The sequence below is a fragment of the Mesorhizobium sp. M0047 genome, from assembly GCF_040323315.1.
Taxonomy (GTDB): domain Bacteria; phylum Pseudomonadota; class Alphaproteobacteria; order Rhizobiales; family Rhizobiaceae; genus Mesorhizobium.
Map to the genome: position 1 here is coordinate 83,858 of NZ_JAMYUW010000018.1, position 19,857 is coordinate 103,714.

The 19,857-nt window shown below is 61.4% G+C and carries 23 protein-coding genes and 2 pseudogenes; 11 read left to right on the forward strand and 14 right to left on the reverse strand.

What is annotated here, in order from left to right; translation table 11 throughout:
* Positions 1–69: 69 nt before the first annotated feature.
* From NKJ89_RS18870 to NKJ89_RS18905, 8 genes and pseudogenes are all read right to left on the reverse strand, one after another.
* Positions 70–707: pseudogene (locus NKJ89_RS18870) on the reverse strand (AraC family transcriptional regulator); the annotation flags it as partial.
* A 320-nt stretch (positions 708–1,027) separates the two neighbouring features.
* Positions 1,028–1,489 (reverse strand): GtrA family protein, encoded by a 462-nt coding sequence (locus tag NKJ89_RS18875; protein ID WP_352604613.1) that lies wholly within the window; start codon positions 1,487–1,489, stop codon positions 1,028–1,030.
* The gene (locus NKJ89_RS18880) at positions 1,455–2,147 is read right to left on the reverse strand and encodes a class I SAM-dependent methyltransferase (protein ID WP_352604615.1); all 693 of its coding nucleotides are present in this window, start codon (positions 2,145–2,147) and stop codon (positions 1,455–1,457) included. The genes NKJ89_RS18875 and NKJ89_RS18880 overlap by 35 nt, the downstream gene beginning before the upstream one ends.
* Positions 2,122–3,177: a glycosyltransferase family 2 protein gene (locus NKJ89_RS18885; RefSeq protein WP_352604617.1), complete on the reverse strand. Its 1,056-nt coding sequence runs from the start codon at positions 3,175–3,177 to the stop codon at positions 2,122–2,124. The genes NKJ89_RS18880 and NKJ89_RS18885 overlap by 26 nt, the downstream gene beginning before the upstream one ends.
* Positions 3,178–3,366: 189 nt before the next feature.
* A complete protein-coding gene (locus tag NKJ89_RS18890; RefSeq protein WP_352604619.1) occupies positions 3,367–3,591 on the reverse strand; it encodes a hypothetical protein in 225 nt (74 codons plus the stop codon).
* 260 nt (positions 3,592–3,851) lie between these two features.
* Positions 3,852–5,330, reverse strand: coding sequence for a DUF6600 domain-containing protein (locus NKJ89_RS18895; RefSeq protein ID WP_352604621.1), 1,479 nt, complete (start codon positions 5,328–5,330; stop codon positions 3,852–3,854).
* 495 nt (positions 5,331–5,825) lie between these two features.
* A complete protein-coding gene (locus tag NKJ89_RS18900; protein ID WP_352604623.1) occupies positions 5,826–7,562 on the reverse strand; it encodes an adenylate/guanylate cyclase domain-containing protein in 1,737 nt (578 codons plus the stop codon).
* 347 nt (positions 7,563–7,909) lie between these two features.
* Positions 7,910–8,503, reverse strand: coding sequence for a TetR/AcrR family transcriptional regulator (locus NKJ89_RS18905; protein WP_352604625.1), 594 nt, complete (start codon positions 8,501–8,503; stop codon positions 7,910–7,912).
* A gap of 185 nt (positions 8,504–8,688) precedes the next feature.
* Here NKJ89_RS18905 and NKJ89_RS18910 point away from each other — a divergent pair, with 185 nt between their 5' ends.
* The 3 genes from NKJ89_RS18910 to NKJ89_RS18920 are packed head-to-tail and all read left to right on the forward strand — an operon-like array spanning position 8,689 to position 12,483.
* Positions 8,689–9,183, forward strand: coding sequence for a (2Fe-2S)-binding protein (locus NKJ89_RS18910; RefSeq protein WP_352604627.1), 495 nt, complete (start codon positions 8,689–8,691; stop codon positions 9,181–9,183).
* Positions 9,180–10,238: an FAD binding domain-containing protein gene (locus NKJ89_RS18915; protein WP_352604629.1), complete on the forward strand. Its 1,059-nt coding sequence runs from the start codon at positions 9,180–9,182 to the stop codon at positions 10,236–10,238. The genes NKJ89_RS18910 and NKJ89_RS18915 overlap by 4 nt, the downstream gene beginning before the upstream one ends.
* Positions 10,231–12,483, forward strand: coding sequence for a xanthine dehydrogenase family protein molybdopterin-binding subunit (locus NKJ89_RS18920; protein WP_352604631.1), 2,253 nt, complete (start codon positions 10,231–10,233; stop codon positions 12,481–12,483). Before NKJ89_RS18915 ends, NKJ89_RS18920 begins: the two co-directional genes overlap by 8 nt.
* 197 nt (positions 12,484–12,680) lie before the next feature.
* Here NKJ89_RS18920 and NKJ89_RS18925 read toward each other — a convergent pair whose 3' ends face one another.
* The 6 genes from NKJ89_RS18925 to NKJ89_RS18950 form a co-directional block, all read right to left on the reverse strand.
* The gene (locus NKJ89_RS18925; RefSeq protein ID WP_352604633.1) at positions 12,681–12,863 is read right to left on the reverse strand and encodes a hypothetical protein; all 183 of its coding nucleotides are present in this window, start codon (positions 12,861–12,863) and stop codon (positions 12,681–12,683) included.
* Positions 12,864–12,939: 76 nt separating this feature from the next.
* Complete coding sequence (locus NKJ89_RS18930) at positions 12,940–13,134, reverse strand: hypothetical protein (protein WP_352604635.1); 195 nt, start codon at positions 13,132–13,134, stop codon at positions 12,940–12,942.
* Positions 13,135–13,280: 146 nt separating this feature from the next.
* A complete protein-coding gene (locus NKJ89_RS18935) occupies positions 13,281–13,466 on the reverse strand; it encodes a hypothetical protein (protein ID WP_352604637.1) in 186 nt (61 codons plus the stop codon).
* A gap of 47 nt (positions 13,467–13,513) precedes the next feature.
* The gene (locus NKJ89_RS18940; RefSeq protein ID WP_352604638.1) at positions 13,514–13,723 is read right to left on the reverse strand and encodes a hypothetical protein; all 210 of its coding nucleotides are present in this window, start codon (positions 13,721–13,723) and stop codon (positions 13,514–13,516) included.
* A gap of 24 nt (positions 13,724–13,747) precedes the next feature.
* On the reverse strand, positions 13,748–15,373 hold the full coding sequence (groL, locus tag NKJ89_RS18945; protein WP_352604640.1) for a chaperonin GroEL: 1,626 nt from the start codon (positions 15,371–15,373) through the stop codon (positions 13,748–13,750).
* A 123-nt stretch (positions 15,374–15,496) separates the two neighbouring features.
* Complete coding sequence (locus NKJ89_RS18950) at positions 15,497–15,811, reverse strand: co-chaperone GroES (protein WP_352604642.1); 315 nt, start codon at positions 15,809–15,811, stop codon at positions 15,497–15,499.
* 495 nt (positions 15,812–16,306) lie between these two features.
* Between NKJ89_RS18950 and NKJ89_RS18955 the strand changes: the two genes are divergently transcribed.
* The 8 genes and pseudogenes from NKJ89_RS18955 (at position 16,307) to NKJ89_RS18990 (ending at position 19,850) form a co-directional block, all read left to right on the forward strand.
* Entirely contained in the window at positions 16,307–16,570 is a 264-nt protein-coding gene (locus NKJ89_RS18955) for a hypothetical protein (protein WP_352604678.1), read from the forward strand.
* Positions 16,567–16,878 (forward strand): hypothetical protein, encoded by a 312-nt coding sequence (locus tag NKJ89_RS18960; protein ID WP_352604644.1) that lies wholly within the window; start codon positions 16,567–16,569, stop codon positions 16,876–16,878. Before NKJ89_RS18955 ends, NKJ89_RS18960 begins: the two co-directional genes overlap by 4 nt.
* Positions 16,853–16,996, forward strand: coding sequence for a hypothetical protein (locus NKJ89_RS18965; RefSeq protein WP_352604646.1), 144 nt, complete (start codon positions 16,853–16,855; stop codon positions 16,994–16,996). Before NKJ89_RS18960 ends, NKJ89_RS18965 begins: the two co-directional genes overlap by 26 nt.
* 25 nt (positions 16,997–17,021) lie before the next feature.
* A complete protein-coding gene (locus NKJ89_RS18970) occupies positions 17,022–17,264 on the forward strand; it encodes a hypothetical protein (protein WP_352604648.1) in 243 nt (80 codons plus the stop codon).
* Positions 17,261–17,581, forward strand: a complete 321-nt coding sequence (locus NKJ89_RS18975) for a hypothetical protein (protein WP_352604650.1) — start codon at positions 17,261–17,263, stop codon at positions 17,579–17,581. The genes NKJ89_RS18970 and NKJ89_RS18975 overlap by 4 nt, the downstream gene beginning before the upstream one ends.
* Before the next feature lie 322 nt (positions 17,582–17,903).
* Positions 17,904–18,536, forward strand: a pseudogene (locus tag NKJ89_RS18980) (tyrosine-type recombinase/integrase).
* Between the two features lie 176 nt (positions 18,537–18,712).
* On the forward strand, positions 18,713–19,309 hold the full coding sequence (locus tag NKJ89_RS18985; protein WP_352604652.1) for an ankyrin repeat domain-containing protein: 597 nt from the start codon (positions 18,713–18,715) through the stop codon (positions 19,307–19,309).
* Between the two features lie 13 nt (positions 19,310–19,322).
* Positions 19,323–19,850, forward strand: coding sequence for a YHS domain-containing (seleno)protein (locus NKJ89_RS18990; RefSeq protein WP_352604654.1), 528 nt, complete (start codon positions 19,323–19,325; stop codon positions 19,848–19,850).
* Positions 19,851–19,857: the final 7 nt, after the last annotated feature.

Consider the following 19,857-nt stretch of genomic DNA (forward strand, 5'->3'; position numbering starts at 1 on the left):
AAGTGCCCTAGCTCTTTGTATTGACGCAATTCCGGACGGAAAGCCGCTTCACAACTTTCTGGAGTTGCCCTAGTTCAGCGGCAGCAACAGTTCCGTGCTCGCCTCATGCGCCTGCACCTCCGGGATGGAGGAGAGCCGGCGTTGGCAATAGATCGGGAAGTCGCGTGCCTCCCCGCAGTTGGCCAATAGTCAAGCGATAGAGGTAGAGCGCGGCGGGCTCGAGATCGTTTTTAGCGCAGCACCGCGCAGCATGCGGCGGGATCACGCCAGCTTTCATTAGCGCGTCATTCGCCTCGATCGACTGATCGGTCTGGGACGGCGGCTCCCTTTCGGAACGGAAGACCATGAAAGTAGAGCTTGTCAGCGGCGACGAGCCATTCGCTTTGGGCCAGGCCCTGAACCGCCGGAAGGTGTCTTCGGGCGTCACCCGGTCCCCGCGATACTCGATCACCACCACCGGCGTAGGCGGCACATCACGGATCGTCGTGGTCAAAGATTATCTGCATGGGCTCGTTGCTTGCGTTGTCGAGGGGCCCGAAGGCCATAAGCCACGACCCACAGCTGGGAGATATTCGGAGCGACGAAGGCGAATGCCCGAACCGTCGCCGAGAGGCGCGGGCGAACACATCGCGCGCATCGTAACCTGCATCCATGGCTATGTCCGTGACACTTTGGGCGTCCATGTCGGCGAGCCGGTACGAAGCGCGCCAAGGCCAGCTCATCGTCCAGATGCTGGTCAATGTGAGCACCCGCAGGTTTCAAGTGCCGCCTTCATTGCCTCTCTTCCTGCGTGGTGACACCAGCCAGGCCCTCCCGGGCATGGCGCTCGACCGATCCTGCGATTTGGATGGTTCTTCAACATGTGCTGCCAGCAACGGCTTGAAGGCAAAGCGATCGACGGTTGAACGGAGCCCGGCTCATCCAATCGTAAGTGGAAGCCGTGCTTCAGCAAGCGGCTTTGGAGCAGTTCATCGTTTCCGTGAAACGGTGAACTGTTTTGGAACGAATCTTTCTGGCCGATCACGCGTCAACCATCGCCGGACTGATCGGGAATGTGTTCTGCAAAGACCCATCGGTGGAGCACGACGAAATTGATCGCGGGCACAAGCAAGCAGGTAATCGTGATGGGAAAGATGAGCGGCAGGCCCAGCTTCGCCGTCAAGAGCGCCGGCGCGCCATAGGCGATGGCCAAGCCGATCGCCGCCAGCAATAGAAAACGCGGAGCCTCTGATCTATGCAAACCGCGCGACATGAAGGTTACTGACCTGTGCGCGAGATAGGAAAACAAGGCTGCGGCTGCGTATGCTGCAAGGGACGCTTGAACGGGGCTGAAGCCGAACCGTTCCGATTTGACAAAGACATCCGCCAAGGCGGCATACAGGATTGTGGCGGCGACGCCGACCAGGCCGAAGCGCGCCAGAAGCTTCAGGACGGTGCCAGCGGCAGGCCGAAATTCAGACACGGGCACTACACGCATACTGGGCGCCAAGCGGCAGCGGCGCGAGGGCACGCTCAACCTTTCTGGCGAATCTGCCGGCCGACGGGAGCAGCAGGAAATGCTCGCATCGAACCTCCCTGAAGCCTGCTTGTCGAAAGAGGGCCGCTGCTTTGACCGCGTTGAGCAGGACCGCGTCTTGGTCAAACGGACATCGGAGCACCGCCAGGCGCGTCAGCGGATTATAGGGATTGTGCTCGATGATGCAGGCGACGCCGCCTTGCCGCACGACGCGTCGCATCTCGCGAAAAAAAACGAGCCAGGATGCGGGCGAAACATGATGAACAACACAACTGGCAAAAGCCAGGTCGAACACGCAGTCGTCATAAGGCAGGGCCGTCGTGGTGCATGTCCTATAGACGACGCTCGGATTGTCCTCGCTGGCGCGCTGGATCGACTCTTGCGAGACGTCGCAGCCATCCAGGCGCTCGAAAGCCCCGTCTAGATAAGGATGGAGCGAACCGACACCGCAGCCCACATCAAGCGCCCGCAGCATGGCTCCCCGTCGACGAAGTCCTCGCTCGGCGACTAGGCGTCGCAGCAGGTCGGCCTTTGCGACCAAAAAGAATGCGTGCTTGAGTCCGGAAAAGCGGATCGACGCATCGATCGTCTCTCCATAACTGGATCTATAGCTGTCGAAGAGTTCGGACACTGGGAGCGGCTCCGTTCTTAGGCTTGCGAAACGATCTCCGGTTCCCACCAGCGATGGCACGCACCGGCTCGTCGAAGCCGGTAAGCCGATCGATCACGTAAAGAGGGCGGCGTTTCACTTCGGCGTGGATGCTACCGACATAGAGGCCGACCACGCCTGTCATGAAAAGATTGATGCCGCACAGGAACGATACGATCACAACGGTGGACGTCCAGCCGGCAATGACGCCGGTTTCAAAAATCCAGGCGAACACGGCATAAGCGCCAAAGGCCAGCGCAAGTGCAGAAATGGCCGATCCGCCCCAAAGCGCAAAGTGAAGCGGCTTTTCCGAGAAGCTGACAATGGCGTGGACAGCAAGGTGCATCATCTTCCAGAAAGGGTATTTGGTCTGGCCGATGGTCCTCGGGGGGCGTTCGAATGGCACTCCCGCTTGCTTGAATCCCATCCAGCCGAACATGCCCCTCACGAAGCGATCGTGTTCAGGCATGTGTTTGAAGACGTCCAGCGCATGGCGGCCGACCAGACGGAAGTCCCCGACGTTGCGCGGGATGTTGACCGACGTCATCTTCTCGAGGAAACGGTAGAAAAGATCGGCGCTAAGCCGCTTGAACCAGGATTCGCCCTCGCGCTTGACACGGCGGGCGTAGACGATCTCGAAACCTTCCTTCCACTTTGCCACGAGATCAAGAACGACCTCCGGTGGATCTTGCAGGTCGGCATCCATGACGATGACTGCATCCCCCGCAGCAGCATCCATGCCAGCCGTGATCGCAATCTGGTGTCCGAAATTACGGGAAAGTTCGATAAGCCGGAAGCGAGGTTCGGCGGTGACCACCTGCCGAAGGTATTTGACGCTGCCGTCATGGCTACCGTCATCGACAAAAATTGCCTCAGTCTCTCCGTCCAGCCGACTGATCAGTGACCTGATCCGTTCGATCAGTCGCGGCAGCACTTGTTCTTCATTATATATCGGCAGGACCAGCGAGTAGCGCGGCGACGCGTTCACTCCCGTCCCGACGCTTTGGATCACAGGGGCTCGCATGCGGATGAAAATGAAACGCCCGCACCAAAGTTCCATAAGACGCAGCTAATTTAGAAAATTTTAGATATGGCGAGTCGGGGGGAAAGACAGGCGCGCTGCTGCCACATGCTCAAAACTCAATAGTCCATATCTGCAGCCTCGTCGCGACGCGAGCCGCCTGAGGCAACCACAAAATCTTTAATCCGCCAGACCGCCGTCGCGATGTTCAACGGCATGAATGATCGCTTCATAGACGCTCCCGATCTCTTCATCGATCTCCTGAATTGGGATGCCTTCGATGGCGGCCGCCCGCAGGGCCTGGTCTGCCATATCGGTCACAAGCCGGCCCGGGTCGTCGATTGGCCCTTCCGGCATATGTTCGGAAATCCATTTGTATAGAAAGTCGGCACCGCGGGTGCTCATGGCGGTTTCTGGATAAGGACCTCTGCCGAGACAAACCTAGGATGGGTAACAGACAATGTCAGGCCTTTCGAAATAGCCTCGGGCGCGAGGTGACGTCTCACCCTCTTCGGCTTGCATGCTTACCTATGTTCGTTGACGGGCGTTCCGCGCTTTCAGCCGATATAGAGGAGAGCAGGCGGCAGCGAAGGAAAGTGGCGAGGATCGCGGCTTTTCGCGCATTCAGCGGCACCGCGATGGAATAATCGCGGTGCCGCGCACAGCTAGCAGTTCGCGTCAGTCTGCGGATCGCACGCCTTGTTTTTTTGCTTCTGTGGCTTGGGTTTGGTCGCCTGCTCGGGCTCGGCCTGCTGCTGCTCGACGGCCGGCTGCTTCTTGCCCTTCGGCTTCTCAGGCTTGGCCGCCTGTTCGGGCTCGGCCTGCTGCTGCTCGGCGGCGGGCTGCTTCTTGGCCTTCGGCTTCTCAGGCTTGGCCGCTTGCTCTGGCTCGGCCTGCTGCGGCTCGGCGGCCGGCTGCTTCTTGGCCTTCGGCTTCTCAGGCTTGGCCGCCTGTTCCGGCTCGGCCTGCTGCTGCTCGGCGGCCGGCTGCTTCTTGCCTTTCGGCTTCTCAGGCTTGGCCGCTTGCTCTGGCTCGGCCTGCTGCGGCTCGGCGGCGGGCTGCTTCTTGCCCTTCGGCTTCTCAGGCTTGGCCGCTTGCTCTGGCTCGGCCTGCTGCGGCTCGGCGGCGGGCTGCTTCTTGGCCTTCGGCTTCTCAGGCTTGGCCGCCTTGCCGGGCTCGGCCTGCTGCTCGGCCGCGGGCTGCTCCTGGGTTGTCGGCTTCTCAGGCTTGGCCGCCTGTTCCGGCTGGGCCTGTTCGGTCTTTGCTGCGCCTTCGGTCGGCTTCGATTTCCGGCTAGCCTGAACCTGCTTCACCTCCTCGATGTCTTTGAGCTTGGCTGGTTTGGCCTTGGGGTCGGCTTTCACCTCACCTTCAAAGACCGCGACCGTATCGTTTTCCAATTTGCCGGACTGCTCGGGTGCTTCGGTCTTGCTGACCTTGACGGCAGTCACCTTCTGGTTCGTCTCCTTTTCGATCACATCAACATCAACGACTTTGTTGATCACCACGTTGTTCTGGATCGTCACGTCGCCGGCCGGCTCGGCCGCCTCGACAATGCGCACAAATTCCGGCTCATCACGGATAACGACGACAGAAATGTCCGCAGCAAGGAATTCGCGGGTAGGGACCACAACCCAGTAAAAATCCGGCGTCGCGTCGAAGGTCACCTCGATTGAAATCAGATCCGGATCGCGGCGCGGCGGCAGCGGAGCCCAAATGATGTGCTCCCTTTCACGACGCCAACTCACCCATGCTGGCGCCCAACGAGTCCCCGGAACCCAGTACCAACCGATATCGTCGGCATAGCCCCACCGGCCGTAATGGTACGTCGCCCAACCGAATGGCTCGTCGGATACCCAGAGCCAGCCATACTGCTCGGTATAGACCCAGTGTCCAAGGGTATACGGACGCCAATCGTCACGTACATGAACCGGCACGAAAACGGTCGCACCGTGGTACGAAACCCAATCACCATAGGGAGACAAGTCTTGGTAGAATGTGCTGATCGAAACGGTGGCAGCCCTTGCCTCGGACACAAGCAACAATGGCGTAATCGGGTTTGGAATCTCGACGACCGTGAGTAGACAGGCGGCTACGCCGCTCAGCATCAGTCGAACCGCATTTTGGGCAAGGACGCGTTTCATCCCGTTTCCTCCGAAACAGATCGCCCTTCGTCTTAGAAACTCGCCGGCTGTCGGATTGTTCCACCTTGCTAGCGTCGCCCGCATTGGCTCACGCAGCGGCTTTGGCATCGCACAATGATAAGGATCAAACGTCAGAGTTGCTTCATGAGTTGCAACAGGTCACCAACCGCCCTCACAATTCCGCGCCCGGAGATTGGAGATGTTCCTGCTCGCAACCACGAAACTGTTTCCGCGAAGTCAGATGAGGAGACAGCCATTTTCGGACCGCTCGATGCCGCGAAGAAACCCTACAAATCGCGGCGTGCACACACACACTGGGATGAGATACTATTTCAAACGAACCGCTGCCCCGGTTGCGCGCCGATGATCATGTTCGACCTCGTCAAGCCGCGCGGGAGCAGACCCTGGGGCACTTCGCTTGCGCGGTGGCGATCGCTCTACAGGTCTGAGCTTTGAGCGGAAGAAGCGTCTTCAACAGAGAACGGAACACGACGCTCACACGTCCACGCCTGCTTTGCGAAACCCCTCGAGCCACAATTCACGATCTTCGGCCAACGCGCACATGCCGGCACAATTGCGGGCGAATGCCGGAATATCGAAACCTGTCGGTGCCTCGCCTAGAATTGCTTTTGCCTCATCGATCCTCCCCAGTTGGGAAAGGCACATCGACTGAAGCAATCTTACATAGAAAGGTGCGCCGTTAATTGTTTTGTAGGTATTAAGGGCTCCTTCAAAGTCACGCATTAAATACTGTATGTCTGCCAAGATAACCGTCCATCCCGGCGGTGCGCGTGGCTCAGCTTGATGTACGCGTTCAATTATTTCCCGTGCGCGATTGCGTTCGCCTACGAAGGCGAGAACTAGTGCCCGTGTGGCGGCTGTGGAAATGTCACGCGGATTGAGTAAACTTGCACTATCAGAGTATCGTCTTGCATTGTCTCCATCACCGAGCATTAGGTACGCAGCTGCTACCTGTTCAAGCACGTAGGCGTCTGTCTTATCGGCAGCGATAGCTCTTTCAGCGTATCCGCGAGATAGTTCGGCGTTTTTCATATGAGTGTCACGTGCGGATCCGGTGAATCGTCTATAGCCATACAGGCCACTCAACATGGCCAACGCTCTCGCATATTGAGGATCAACTTTGATCGCCTGATTCAGGCAGCTTATAGCATCCTCCTCATCGCCATTTCTCGAAGCCTGCCTGCCGCGCAACCACAAACTATAAGCGGTGGTGCTTGTCGTCGGATTTCGCTGACGAGCTTTGCTTGCTGCTTCATCTAGATTGTAAAAAAGACGACCAAGAATAGCATCAACGATCTCGTCCTGAACCTGAAATATGTCTTCAATTTTCCGATCGAATTTTTCTGCGAACGCATGAGTCCCAGTTTGAACGTCAAAGAGTTGAACTGTAGCACGCACCCTGTTGCCGGCCTGGCGAATGCTTCCCTCGATCACAAAATCAGCCCGAAGCTTGCGGCCTATCTCCGCCACGTTTACGGACCGGTCCTTAAACAGAGCTGTCGTGTTACGTGCAATCACTGACAGATGTTGATAGCGGGAAAGCTCCGTGATTATGTCCTCGGTTATTCCATCGGAGAAATAGTCTTGTGCTGGGTCGCCAGACATATTTGCGAACGGCAATACCGCCACCGTCGTATGCTCGTTGCCCCTTAAGGATTGGGCTTCTTGGACTTCTTCTGCGTCGCTGGGCCTGATGCGATAGGCGCGAATTGTCCTGGATATATTCTTGAGGGAGCTTTCCCCAATATCCTCGACTGAAATCTCAAGCTTTCCTTGAATCGCATCGTACATTTGGCCCGAAATGCAAATACCTCCCGGCTCGGACAGGGTTTCAAGCCGAGCGGCGATGTTAACACCGTCACCGTAGACATCCGACTCGTCCTCTATGATGTCTCCTAGGTTAATGCCTATCCGCAATCTGATCCGGTTAGCATCTGCTAGCGTTTCATTTGCTTTGGCCATGCGGAGCTGAAGTTCAAGCGCACAACTCACCGCATTTACCGCGCTTGCAAATTCGGCCAGGATTCCGTCACCCATGAACTTGACAATTCGACCTGCGTGCTCTCGAACGGCGGGCACCACGATCTCCCTTCGCCGTTCCTTGAGCACACCAAGAGTGCCGAGCTCATCCGCCTCCATGAGGCGGGAGTAACCAACCACGTCGGCCACTAGGATGGCAGCCAAACGGCGCTGCGCAGCATTTCCAACCACTGCCGACCAACCTCTTCGGTCCCATCGCCCCCAACGAATCTACAACACGGCGCAAATGTCTGCCAGAAACTTGCCTCAAGACGGTCGAGCAGGTTTTTGGCGCGCGTGTTTCGCCCTGGACGCCGGAGACAGCGACCCTGGCGTGCGATCAGCTAACAATTGCCGTTGTCGCCCCGATAAACGCCCGGCAGCGGCGTTTTATCCGTGCCGGTGTGCTTTGCGAGCCGCCATGCTCCCCCCGCCGCGACATGGCCCTTCCTCGACTTGCTGGCAGCAGCACGTTCCTCAGCTTCATGAAGATCTTCGCCCGCCGTTGCAGCGGCGTATGCGATTGCCGTCCCTGCCCCTCACCTGGCTTCGTCGCGGCGCACGCGCAGGCCGTCGACGAAGACGTCGACGAGGCGGATGACGGTGGCCTGCCAGCCGGGCTGGTCGCGCGTGTAGCACATGCCGATCAGCGCGCGCATGACGTCCTCCGGCGCGATGTCGTCGCGGATTTCGCCGGCGGCGACCGCCGCCGCCATCAGATTGCCGACGGAGCGGGCCGACTGCGCGGCGGAATGGGCGTAGAGCTCGGTCGAACTGCCGGCGGCCGGGGCAAGGGCGGCGAGCATGCCCTTCTTGGTGGCGACCATGCCGACATTGGCATGCAGCCAGCGGCGCAGCGCCTCGAGCGGCGGCGCCTCGGCGGCGAGCGTCACGGCCAGATCGACGAGTTGGTCGACCTCGCGCCGGTAAACCGCCTGGAACAGCGCCTCGCGCGTCGGAAAATGGCGATAGAGCGTGCCGATGCCGACGCCGGCGGTTCGGGCCACAGCCTCCAGGCTGGCGTCCGGGCCGCCGGCGCTGAACACGTCATGCGCCGCGACGAGCAGGCGGTCCCGGTTGCGGACAGAATCGGCGCGCGGTTTCCGGCTTGCCTTTTCGGTTTTCTCGCCCATCTACCTTTCATTCCCAATTTTTTGCTTGCAAAACGGAGGCACCCTCCGTATAACACATCTCGGGCAACCGGTGTGGATTGTTGATTGTAGCCTCGCGCCCTGCCTCCCGAAAGGCTTGCTGTCTGCGTCGCACAGCCGACCCGCCACGTCGATAAATTTCTGAGACATAATCCATCGGAGCGAACATGACTTTGTCCGTCACGTTAACTGTCAACGGCGCCCGCAAGGACGTTGCGCTGGAAGACCCGCGAGTGACACTGCTCGACCTTCTGCGCGAGCGGCTTCATCTTACCGGAACGAAGAAAGGCTGCGACCGCGGCCAATGCGGCGCCTGCACGGTGCTGGTCGACGGGCGTCGGATCAACGCCTGTCTTGCGCTGGCGGTCAGCCTCGACGGCGCCGATGTGCAGACTATCGAAGGTCTCGCCGAAGGCGACCGGCTCGACCCGGTGCAAGCCGCTTTCATCGAACATGACGGCTTCCAGTGCGGCTTCTGCACGCCGGGCCAAATCATGAGCGCTGTGGGCCTCATCGGCGAGGGCGACGCCGGCAACGACCCGCAGCGCATCCGCGAGGGCATGAGCGGCAATCTGTGCCGCTGCGGCGCCCATGCCGGCATCATCGAGGCGGTGCTCGACGCACAGCAGCGCCTGTCCACCGAAGAACGGAGTGTCGCATGAACCTGTTTGATTACGTTCGCCCGGCTTCGGTGGCCGAAGCCGTCGCCGCCGCCGCCGAACCCGGTGCCGCCTATCTCGCCGCCGGCACGAATCTGCTTGACCTGATGAAGGGCGGCGCGTTGCGTCCCGGAAAGCTCGTCGATGTCACAAGGCTGCCCGGCCTCGACCGCATCGAGCGGCTTGCCGACGGATCGCTGCGCATCGGTGCCATGGTGCGTAATGCCGATCTCGCCCGCGATCCGGCCTTCGCCGCCACCTATCCGGCCGCTGCCGAGGCGCTGCTCTCAGGCGCCTCGCCGCAATTGCGCAATGCCGCCACCGTCGGCGGCAATGTGATGCAGCGCACGCGCTGCGCCTATTTCCATGACGCGGCCAGCGCCTGCAATCGACGCGACCCCGGCGCCGGCTGCGACGCGCTGGGCGGCGAAAACCGCAGCCATGCCGTGCTCGGCTGGTCCGACGCCTGCATCGCCACCCACCCGTCGGATTTCTGCGTGCCGCTGGTCGCCCTCGACGCCGTGGTCGAGATCGAGGGACGGGACGGCCGCCGCGAGGCGCTTTTGGAGGATTTCCATTTGCTTCCGGGCGCGACGCCCGAGCGCGAAACAAACCTTGCGGCGGGCGAACTGGTCACCGCGCTGCGCCTGCCAGCTAGGGCAGCCGGTTTCCGTGCGTACTCACGCTATCTGAAACTGCGCGAGCGCACTTCGTTTGCCTTCGCGCTGGTCTCGGCCGCCGCAGCCTTGCGGATCGAGAATGGCAGGATCAGTGAGGCCCGCCTGGCGCTTGGCGGCGTTGCTGCGAAACCGTGGCGCGCCCGCGCGGCGGAGGCGCTGCTGGTGGGGGCCGCGCCGGACGGTGACGCCTTTGCAAAGGCGGCTGCGGCCGCGCTGGCCGACGCAAGACCTTCAGGTGACAACGCCTACAAGATCGAACTGGCGAAGGGGGTGGTCAAACGCGCACTGCTGCTTGCGGCGGCCGGAACGCCGGTCCGCATGCCGGCGCTGCCCGGATCCGTCTTTGCTTCCGACACCGGAGTTGCCTCCCATGCCTGAGACCATTCCCTTTTCCGCCCCCCATGTCCGCATGGGGTCTTCGAGCGGCCAGCCGCTAAGCCGCCGCGACGGCGTGCTCAAGGTCACTGGCGCCGCGACCTTCGCCGCCGACAACCATCCTGAAAACCTGCTGCATGCCGTGGTCGCGGTCAGCACCATCGCGCGCGGCCGCGTCGCCTCGCTCGACGTGGCGGCGGCGAAAGCCCATCCCGGCGTCGTCGAGGTGATCACGCCGGCCAATTGCCCGCCGCTGGCGCTTGACCCGGAAGACAAACACTCGCTGTTCGACTACCGCTTCGACGCCTTGCAGAACGACCGCGTGCGCTATGCCAAGCAGCCGATTGCGCTGGTCGTCGCCGGGACGCTGGAGGCCGCGGCCGAAGGCGCGCGGCTGCTCGCGCCGACCTATGAGGCTGAGACCGCGCATGTCGGCTTCGACGACGGTGAGCCCTACGATCCGCCGGCGGTGGGAATCGGCAGCCCGCCGAACTTCGACAAGGGCGATATCGCCGCCGGTCATGCCGCGGCGGCCCACAGGATCGACACTGATTTTGAGACGCCGCCGCAATATCACAACGCCATGGAACCGCACGCCATCGTCGCCGAATGGAATGGCGACCGGCTGACCATTGACACGCCGAATCAGGCCATCGTCATGTCGCGCGCGGCTTTTGCCGGCTATTTCGGCATCCCGGCCGAGAACGTGTTGCTGCGCAGCCCCTTCCTCGGCGGCGGCTTCGGCTCCAAGGCGATCATGAACGGCCACTACATTCTGGCCATCCTGGCCGCGCGCATGCTCGGGCGCCCGGTCAAGCTGGCGCTGCCACGCGACCAGATGTTCGGGCCGGTCGGGCATCGCGGCGCGACGCGTCAACAGCTCCGCCTTGGCATGGATGCGCAAGGGCGTCTGGCCGCGCTGGAACACCGCACGGTGGCAATGACCAGCAGCTTCGACGATTTTATCGAACCGGCGTCCAACGCCTCGCTGAACCTTTATGCCAGCCCGGCAATCTCGACCCGGCATTCGGCGGTGCGCGTCGATATTGGCACGCCGGGGCCGATGCGGGCGCCGGGCGAGGCCACCGGCTCGGCGGCGCTGGAATGCGCCATCGACGAGGCAGCACTTGCCTGCGGGCTCGACCCGCTGGAATTCCGCCTGCGCAACTATGCCGAGACCGATCCGGCCTCCGGCAAGCCGTTCTCGGCCAAGTCGCTGCGCGAATGCTATGCGCGGGGCGCGGAGAAATTCGGCTGGGCCGGGCGTCCGATTGAGCCCAGGCGGATGCGCGACAAGGGCGGAAACCTTGTCGGCTGGGGCGTGGGCACGGCGCTGTTCCACGCACCGATGTTCCAGGCCGAGGCGCGTGCCACGCTGCGCGCCGACGGCACAGCGCTGGTCGAGACCGCCGGGGCCGACATGGGCCAGGGCGCGTGGACGGCGCTGGCCCAGATCGCCGCCGACGGGCTCGGCCTGAGTATCGATCAAATCGAATTCCGCTCAGGCAATTCGGAGCTTCCCGACGGCGGCGTCGCCGGCGGCTCGGGTCATACCGCCACGGCGGGCACCGCGCTCCACAACGCCGGCACCGACGTCATCGCCAAGCTGGCGGAACTTGCCGTCAACGCCCCGGACTCGCCTTTGTTTGGTGCCGGCAATGCCGGCGTCGAGGCGCGCGGCGGGCGGCTCCATCATCGCGCCGACGAAACCCGCAGCGAAAGCTTTGCCGACATTCTGGCGCGGGCCGGCCTGAAGACCCTGGAAGGCATGGGCGCCGGCGGGCGTGATCCAGCGGACGCAGAGGCGCGGGCGATGTTCTCGCACGGCGCGGTGTTCGCCGAGGTCAAGGTCGACGCCGATCTCGGCCAGGTGAAGGTGACGCGGCTTGTCGGTGCCTTTGCCGCCGGGCGCATCATCAACCCGAAGCTGGCGAAAAGCCAGCTCTATGGCGGCATGATCTGGGGCCTTTCCTTCGCACTGCATGAAGAGGCGGTCCACGACCGACGCAGCGGCCGGCCGATGAACGCCGACCTTGCCAGCTATCACATCCCGGTCCATGCCGACATTCCCGATATGCAAGCGCTGCTGATCGACGAGGACGACCCATATGTCAACGCGCTCGGCATCAAGGGCGTCGGTGAGATCGGCATCACCGGCACGGTCGGCGCCATCGCCAACGCCATCTGGCACGCGACGGGTGTAAGGGCGCGCCGCTTTCCGATCCGCATCGAGGACATTGTCTGCTGAGGAGGTTCGCTGCTAAGGCCCGGCCCAGGTCAAGCTACGGCCGGGGCCTGGTCAAGGTCGTGACGGCGCTGGCAACCGCCGCCGCGCCCGGCATGGCGGCCGCTTTCGCCGCTTTGCCGCCAGTGGGGGAGTGCTGGTCCCAGATGGGAAATCGAGGAATCGAACGCCGAGCTTTGCCTAAAGGGGACATAGGGGCATCAAATCAGGCGGTTGCTTTCCGCAATTTGACGCGCCCGCCGCACCGTGCCGTCGGTGTCGGCGGACTTTCGTCTTGTTGCTTCGTCGCTTCTGATCGTCAGCCGCTTCGACAGGATTTTTCCGGCTTCGACGATCGGCTTGACAGGTGTGGCTGGCGCGTCCGGGGTTTTCATATCCCTCATGCTTATTGTCCTTTTGGCAAAAATGAAAGAGAGCGCGGAGCGGCTGTCCGCCCCGGCACCTTGCACGGCGATAAGATTACAGTCGCACGATCCAGGCCAGCAACGCCGGATCAAAATCCGAGTTGCCGGTATAGTCGCGGATCAAAAGCGCGGCATATGCCTGCCACTGATCCTCGGGGGTCTGCTTTTCAATGACCGATGTTCTGAAGGCGTCGCGCAGGATATTGCGGTCAAAAATCGAAATCGCTTCGGCCGATTGATCATTGTCCATGATGCAGCTCCCCTCGAAGGGCGGGAGTATGATGGACGCTCTCGAGCGCCCGTGCCCATGTTCTGGCCGGCGACGAAGGGGTACTGTGCGCCCCCACAGGTGCTTAGCGAATCATTCCGGCGAATTTGCTTGGCGGAGCAGCTAGCTCAGCGGCCGGCCTGTTCCCGCCGCTTGGCGTCTTGATCGTTCAGCCGGCCCACCATCTCGTCCGCTTCGCCGGCATTGATGCCGACCATGACCCTATTGTTGGACTCGGCGGGCTGGCCGGTGAAAACGTCGAAAACGGTCCAGCTGTCCGGGCGGTCCATGCGAAGCGCGTAGCGGTTTGCCATACTCGCGTCCTATTCATTTTCGCCGGCACCAATGTGTGTCGATCGGTTCAGGCCTGCAGAATGAAAAACACTGCCGCCAGGACAACGACTGTCCACAGCGCCACGCACACCTTCAAGGCCAGGCCCCCGTGCGACGAGATGCCCTGCCGCATGCGGGCTACCCCGTTCTTCATTCTCCTGCCCGGCGCGGCCGCAACGGCGACCGGCGGCTTGACCGCAAGCCTGCCGAATACCGGAAGCAGCGTCGGCTCACGCACGGACTTCTCCAGACGCCAAGGTCTCTATCCCATGCCACCGCTGCCGCCACCCGCAGGTGCGGCATCCTTGGCCGGAATGTCGGTGATCATCGCTTCGGCGGTGATCAGAAGGGCTGCGATCGAGCCGGCATCCTGCAGCGCGGTGCGCACCACTTTCGCCGGGTCGACGATGCCCGCCTTGATCATGTCGACATAGACCTCGTTCTGGGCGTCGAAGCCCTGATTGTGGTCCTTGCTGTCGATCAGCTTGCCGACGACGATCGAGCCTTCGACGCCGGAATTCTCGGCGATCTGGCGGATCGGCGCTTCGAGCGCCCGAAGCACGATCGAGATGCCCGCGGTGACATCGGCATTGGCGCCATTCAAGCCGGCCAGTGCCGACCTGGCACGCAGCAGTGCCACCCCGCCGCCCGGCACGATGCCTTCTTCAACCGCGGCGCGCGTTGCGTTCAACGCATCGTCGATGCGGTCCTTCTTTTCCTTGACTTCCGACTCGGTGGCGCCGCCGACGCGGATGACGGCAACACCGCCGGAGAGTTTGGCCAGCCGCTCCTGCAGCTTTTCCTTATCGTAGTCGGAGGTCGTCTCCTCGATCTGGCCCTTGATCTGGGCGACGCGCGCCTGGATGGTCGCCTTGGTGCCGGCGCCGTCGATGATCGTGGTGGTGTCTTTCTCGATCAGCACGCGCTTGGCGCGGCCGAGCATCTCGACAGTGACGTTTTCGAGCTTGATGCCGAGATCCTCAGAGATCATCTGGCCCGATGTCAGCACGGCGATGTCTTCCAGCATCGCCTTGCGGCGGTCGCCGAAACCCGGCGCCTTGACGGCCGCGACCTTCAGGCCACCGCGCAATTTGTTGACGACAAGCGTGGCGAGTGCCTCGCCTTCGACGTCTTCGGAGATGATCAGCAGCGGCCTGCCGCTCTGCACCACCGCTTCGAGGATCGGCAGCATCGCCTGCAGATTGCCGAGCTTCTTCTCGTGGATGAGGATGTAGGGCTCTTCCAGCTCGGCTCGCATCTTGTCGGCATTGGTGACGAAATAGGGCGAGAGATAACCGCGGTCGAACTGCATGCCTTCGACGACGTCGAGCTCGGTGTCGGCGGTCTTGGCTTCCTCGACGGTGATGACGCCGTCATTGCCGACCTTGTCCATCGCCTTGGCGATCATCTCGCCGACGCTGGCATCGCCGTTGGCGGCGATGGTGCCGACCTGGGCGATTTCGGCCGACGACTTGACCTTCTTGGCGCGGGCCTGAATTTCCTTGACCACGGCGGAAACCGCCTGGTCGATGCCGCGCTTGAGGTCCATCGGGTTCATGCCGGCGGCGACCAGCTTGGCGCCTTCGCGCAGGATCGAGGCGGCCAGCACCGTAGCGGTGGTGGTGCCATCACCGGCCAGATCGTTGGTCTTCGAGGCGACTTCGCGCACCATCTGCGCGCCCATGTTCTCGAACTTGTCGGCAAGCTCGATTTCCTTGGCGACGGTGACGCCGTCCTTGGTGATGCGCGGCGCGCCATAGGCCTTGTCGAGGATGACGTTGCGGCCCTTGGGACCGAGCGTGACCTTCACAGCATTGTTGAGGATCTCGACGCCGCGCAGCATGCGGTCGCGCGCATCGGTGGAGAATTTGATTTCCTTGGCAGACATGATTTTTATCCCGTCGAATTTGGAGTGGAACGGTCGCCGCGCGGAACGCGCTGCGCTTGTTCTTCAAGTACTGGAGCGACCTTTGCGCGCCCTGAGGGAAACGCGCCGCACGCGCCGCTCCAGTCAGGCGGCCTTCTTGGCTTCGACGGCTTTGTCGATGACGCCCATGATGTCGGCTTCCTTCATGATCAGAAGGTCCTCGCCGTCGATCTTGACCTCGGTGCCCGACCATTTGCCGAACAGGATGAAGTCGCCTGCCTTGACGTCGAGTGGAACAAGCACGCCGTTTTCGTCGCGTGCGCTCGGGCCGACAGCGATCACTTCCCCTTCCTGCGGTTTCTCCTTGGCATTGTCGGGAATGATGATACCGCCCTTGGACTTGATATCGCCTTCGGCGCGACGAATGACGACGCGGTCGTGGAGTGGCCGAAATTTCATGGGAACTTTCTTTCTGGGGCCGGCATGGGCGGCCGCTCCTCCTGATATAGGCGTCTTGGCACTCGATAGATAGAAGTGCCAGAATTATTTCTCGCCAACGGCCAAGAATTTGAATGATATAATTCGAGACGCGCAGAAATTCGTTCGGATGGGAGGAAAACCTTTTGCCGGATTGAATTTCGCGGATGCAAGTTATTATTTCAAAGATCAAACAGAGGATGGCCGCGACCTTGTTTGGAACTCAATTGAGGCGCATATGCAAAATTCGTTGATTTGGATCGAGTTGGCTTTATGTCAGAGCCCTCGCCATTCACCACCGAATTCTCGAAAACGAGTGCATGCGCCGGTCCGGCGCACATTTAGTTCCGTTCGGACCCTGGAATGAAACCGATGCTGACCACGGATGCACTGGCAGCGTCGGGCATCGTCCCAGCGGTTCGAGTAGGAATGATACGGAAAAGCGCAGCCGCCCGTTTCCGCGGAAAATCGCAATTCATGACCAGCCGCACCACAAATACAGTCGTTCGCTTCAAGTCGGCGTTTCCGCTGCCCGGCTTTGATCAACCGCAACCGCCCGGAGAGTATCGGGTCGACCATGACGAGGAGGCCCTCGAAGGGACTTCCCAGATCGCATGGCGCCGCGTGGCCACCTTCATTCACCTGCCGGCGATCACCGCGAGCGGTGCTACGCAGCAAATGGTGCCGATCGAACCGGCATTGCTTCAAGCCTCGCTGGAGCTGGACGAGAGACAATCATGAGAACCACAACCCTGATGCAACGCAACGCACGCCCGGTCCGCCGCGAAGCCGCAACGCATCTCTTCGCCGTCGGACAGGCTATCCGGCTGAAGAGCGGCATCGGCACGTTTCCAAAGGCCGCGGAAATCTACCGCGTCACAGCAACGCTCCCGCCGAGCGGAAATTCGCTGCAGTACCGCATCTGCAGCGACGTCGAACCTCATGAACGGGTGGCGACGCAGGACAGTCTCGAACCGGTCGACACGTCGCCGGGCATAACGCTAAGCGAAAGGATCTTCGAACATGTCAAAGGGACAGAAACGATCTAGCCGGGAGATCAGGAAGCCGAAGCTGGAAAAGGTCCCGCCCAAGGCTGAAAGCGTATTCGGCGCCCAGACCAGACTTGCCGCCAACATCAGTGCCGTGCGCGGCAAGGGCAAGAACTGACGTCGCGACACGGGCACGGATGACGATGAAGATCGTGATCGAATTCTATCGCACCCGAAACTCGGACGACGCGCATGCCGTAGTCGGGCGCGAGACGGCGCAAGCGGCCAACCTCGACCATGCGATCGAGGTCGCCAGGCTTTTGGCAAAAACCCTGAACATGCCGCAGCAGCCGGACGCCATGACCATCGTCGACGCGAATGGCGCGACGCTCTATTCCGGCGTTCTGGCCAAGGAAGCGATTAATGAGGAAAGGCCAACACCATGAATGCCTATAGCAACGAAACCGATCGGCAGCGCAACACCGCCGGGCTTGCGGCCTGGGAAAATGAGGGTGGCGCATCGGCACGCGACTTCGCGGACCGTCAGTATGGCCGCCGCGTCGAAGCGGATCGGTCCTGGACCGTCTATCATGTCTTCAGCGGAATTCCGGCGCTGATCGACGGTGGTGCGATGACCGGCCTCAGCCGGTCGGATGCGACGCGCAGCATGTTGTCCCTCAACCACCGCAATGCCGCGCGCCGGAGGGCGCGGCTTGCGGCGCCGCCAATTGTCCCACCCGAGGCAGCGGCGGGCCAATCATGACGTCTCCTTTCCCAACCCCAACCGCAGATTCGATGAAGTGCGCGATTTTCAGTATGTAGGCACCGTATCACGAACGTTCTGGTAGGACCGGCATGTCGCCTCCTGGAGCGAGCGGGCACGCGGTGCCACACTGGAGCAAGCGGGCACGCGGTGCCACAGTCGAGTAATAGCTAGCAGCGTCGTTGCGGCCAAGATGGAGGTCGCCAGCGGAATGGCGCCTTTCTGGCTTCCAGACCCGACCGTCTGTTTCCGGCCCCAATCCCAACCGAGTCAGTACCCGGGCGTTCCTCCGGTGGCCAATCATGGCCGAAGGAGAAACGAAATGGGACATTCACACTATGACCCCACCGCTCCCGATCGCCGCGCCTGGAAGGCGGGCAAGAAGGTCGGAACGAAGCGCCCGCTCAAACCTCGACAGATATGGGCGATCCGATTCTTTCTCGATCGAGAGCGGCGGTTGCGCGATCGAGCCCTCTTCGATCTAGCAATCGACAGCAAGTTGCGCGGCTGCGATCTCGTCAGTATCAAGATCGGCACCTTGGTTCTCGGGCCGGAAATTCGAACCCGCGCGATGGTCGTGCAATAGAAGACGGGCCGACCTGTTCAGTTCGAGTTGATGAGCGACGCACGCTCCAGTCTTCTCGCATGGCTGGAACGGCGCGGCGGCACGGTCAACGACTATGCATTCCCGAGCAGGATCGACCTAAAGCGTCACATGAGCAAGAGGCAGTATGCCCGCCTCGTGGACGAATGGATTGTGGCGATCGGACTTCGACCCCAAGAATACGGCACGCATTCGCTGCGGCGTACCAAAGGGTCGACCATTTACAAGACGACAGGTAACCTCCGCGCTGTCCAGATTCTGCTGGGCCACACCAAAATCGAGAACAAAGTGAGGTATCTCGGCGTCGACGTAGAAGATGCCCTCGAACTCGCCGAGGCCACGGAAGTCTAACCAGATGCGGCTCCATTTCCGAGTGGAGCCGTGGATGCAACGCGCCTGATGTCGGCCGTTGAGCAGCCATGGCCCCATCCCAAAAGGGGACATCCGGCCGCGTCGTGCGCCGGCATCCGCCCCGGTAAGCCCAACGCCGCTTGTATGACTCCAAGCTAATATGCTACCCCTGCGTCATGCGCGGACTGCTGGCACTTGGTATGCTGGTACTGGCGGCTACAACAGCGGCCGCAGGTGAGCTGTTGTTCGACGCCATCGCTGCCGGCGACAAGACTGCCGTGGAGCAAGCTTTGGCAGGTGGTGTCGACGCTGACAGCCGGGCACGCGACCAGGCAACCCTCCTCATCGCTGCAGCGCTCGACAACCAGCCGGAAATCGCCGAATTCCTGCTGGGCAAGGGTGCCGACGTCATGGCGCGTAACTCGGGCGGCTTCACCCCGCTTCATGCGGCGGCCTTCTCGGGTAGCCTGCCGATCGCCAAGCTGCTGCTGGAAAAAGGCGCGGTGCTTGACGATGCCGCCAACAAGGCTGGCGTCACGCCAATGATGGTGGCCGGCGAGGAGAACCACGTTGAATTGGCAGAATTCCTCATTGCGAAAGGTGCGGACGTCGACCACGCTGAGGGTCATGGCTTTATGCCAATCACCCGCGCTTTCTGGAAGGGAAACACGGATATCATACGATTGTTCAGGCGCCATGGCGCGACCTGTCAGGGGGCCAATGTCCTGGGCAGCGAGGCGAACGTTACGAAGTGTATGGCGATTCACGATTGAATGGAGGGCCCAGATGAACAACGCGATCAAGTCGAGACTGGTTCGGAATTTGGTGCCGGCAGCGATATTCGCGGTGGCCGCAACTGCCGGCACGGGATTGGCTTGTGCCGACGATTCCGTGAATACCGGCTACTTCGGCGGCGTGGCGATCATGGGCTACGACACGGTCGCCTATTTCACCGACGGCAAGGCGGTAAAAGGCTCCGAAGAGTTCTCCACTGACTGGCTGGGGACGCCGTGGCATTTCGCAACGAAGAAACATCAGCAAATGTTCGTGAGCGACCCGGTCAAGTATGCTCCTCAATATGGTGGTTACTGCGCTGCGGAAGTCGCCGGCTCCGGATCGGTTACGGTCAATGTCGATCCGGAAGCATTCAAGATCATCGACGGGAAGCTCTACCTGATTTACGACGCCGGCAATGCCAACTCTTTCGCTGAAGGCGCGAGCGATCTCGTCCGAACGGGCGACATCAATTGGCCGATCGTTAAGGCCGAGTTGGAGGTTGATCAGCCGAATTGGAAATTGATCAATGCCCAGTGAGATGGGC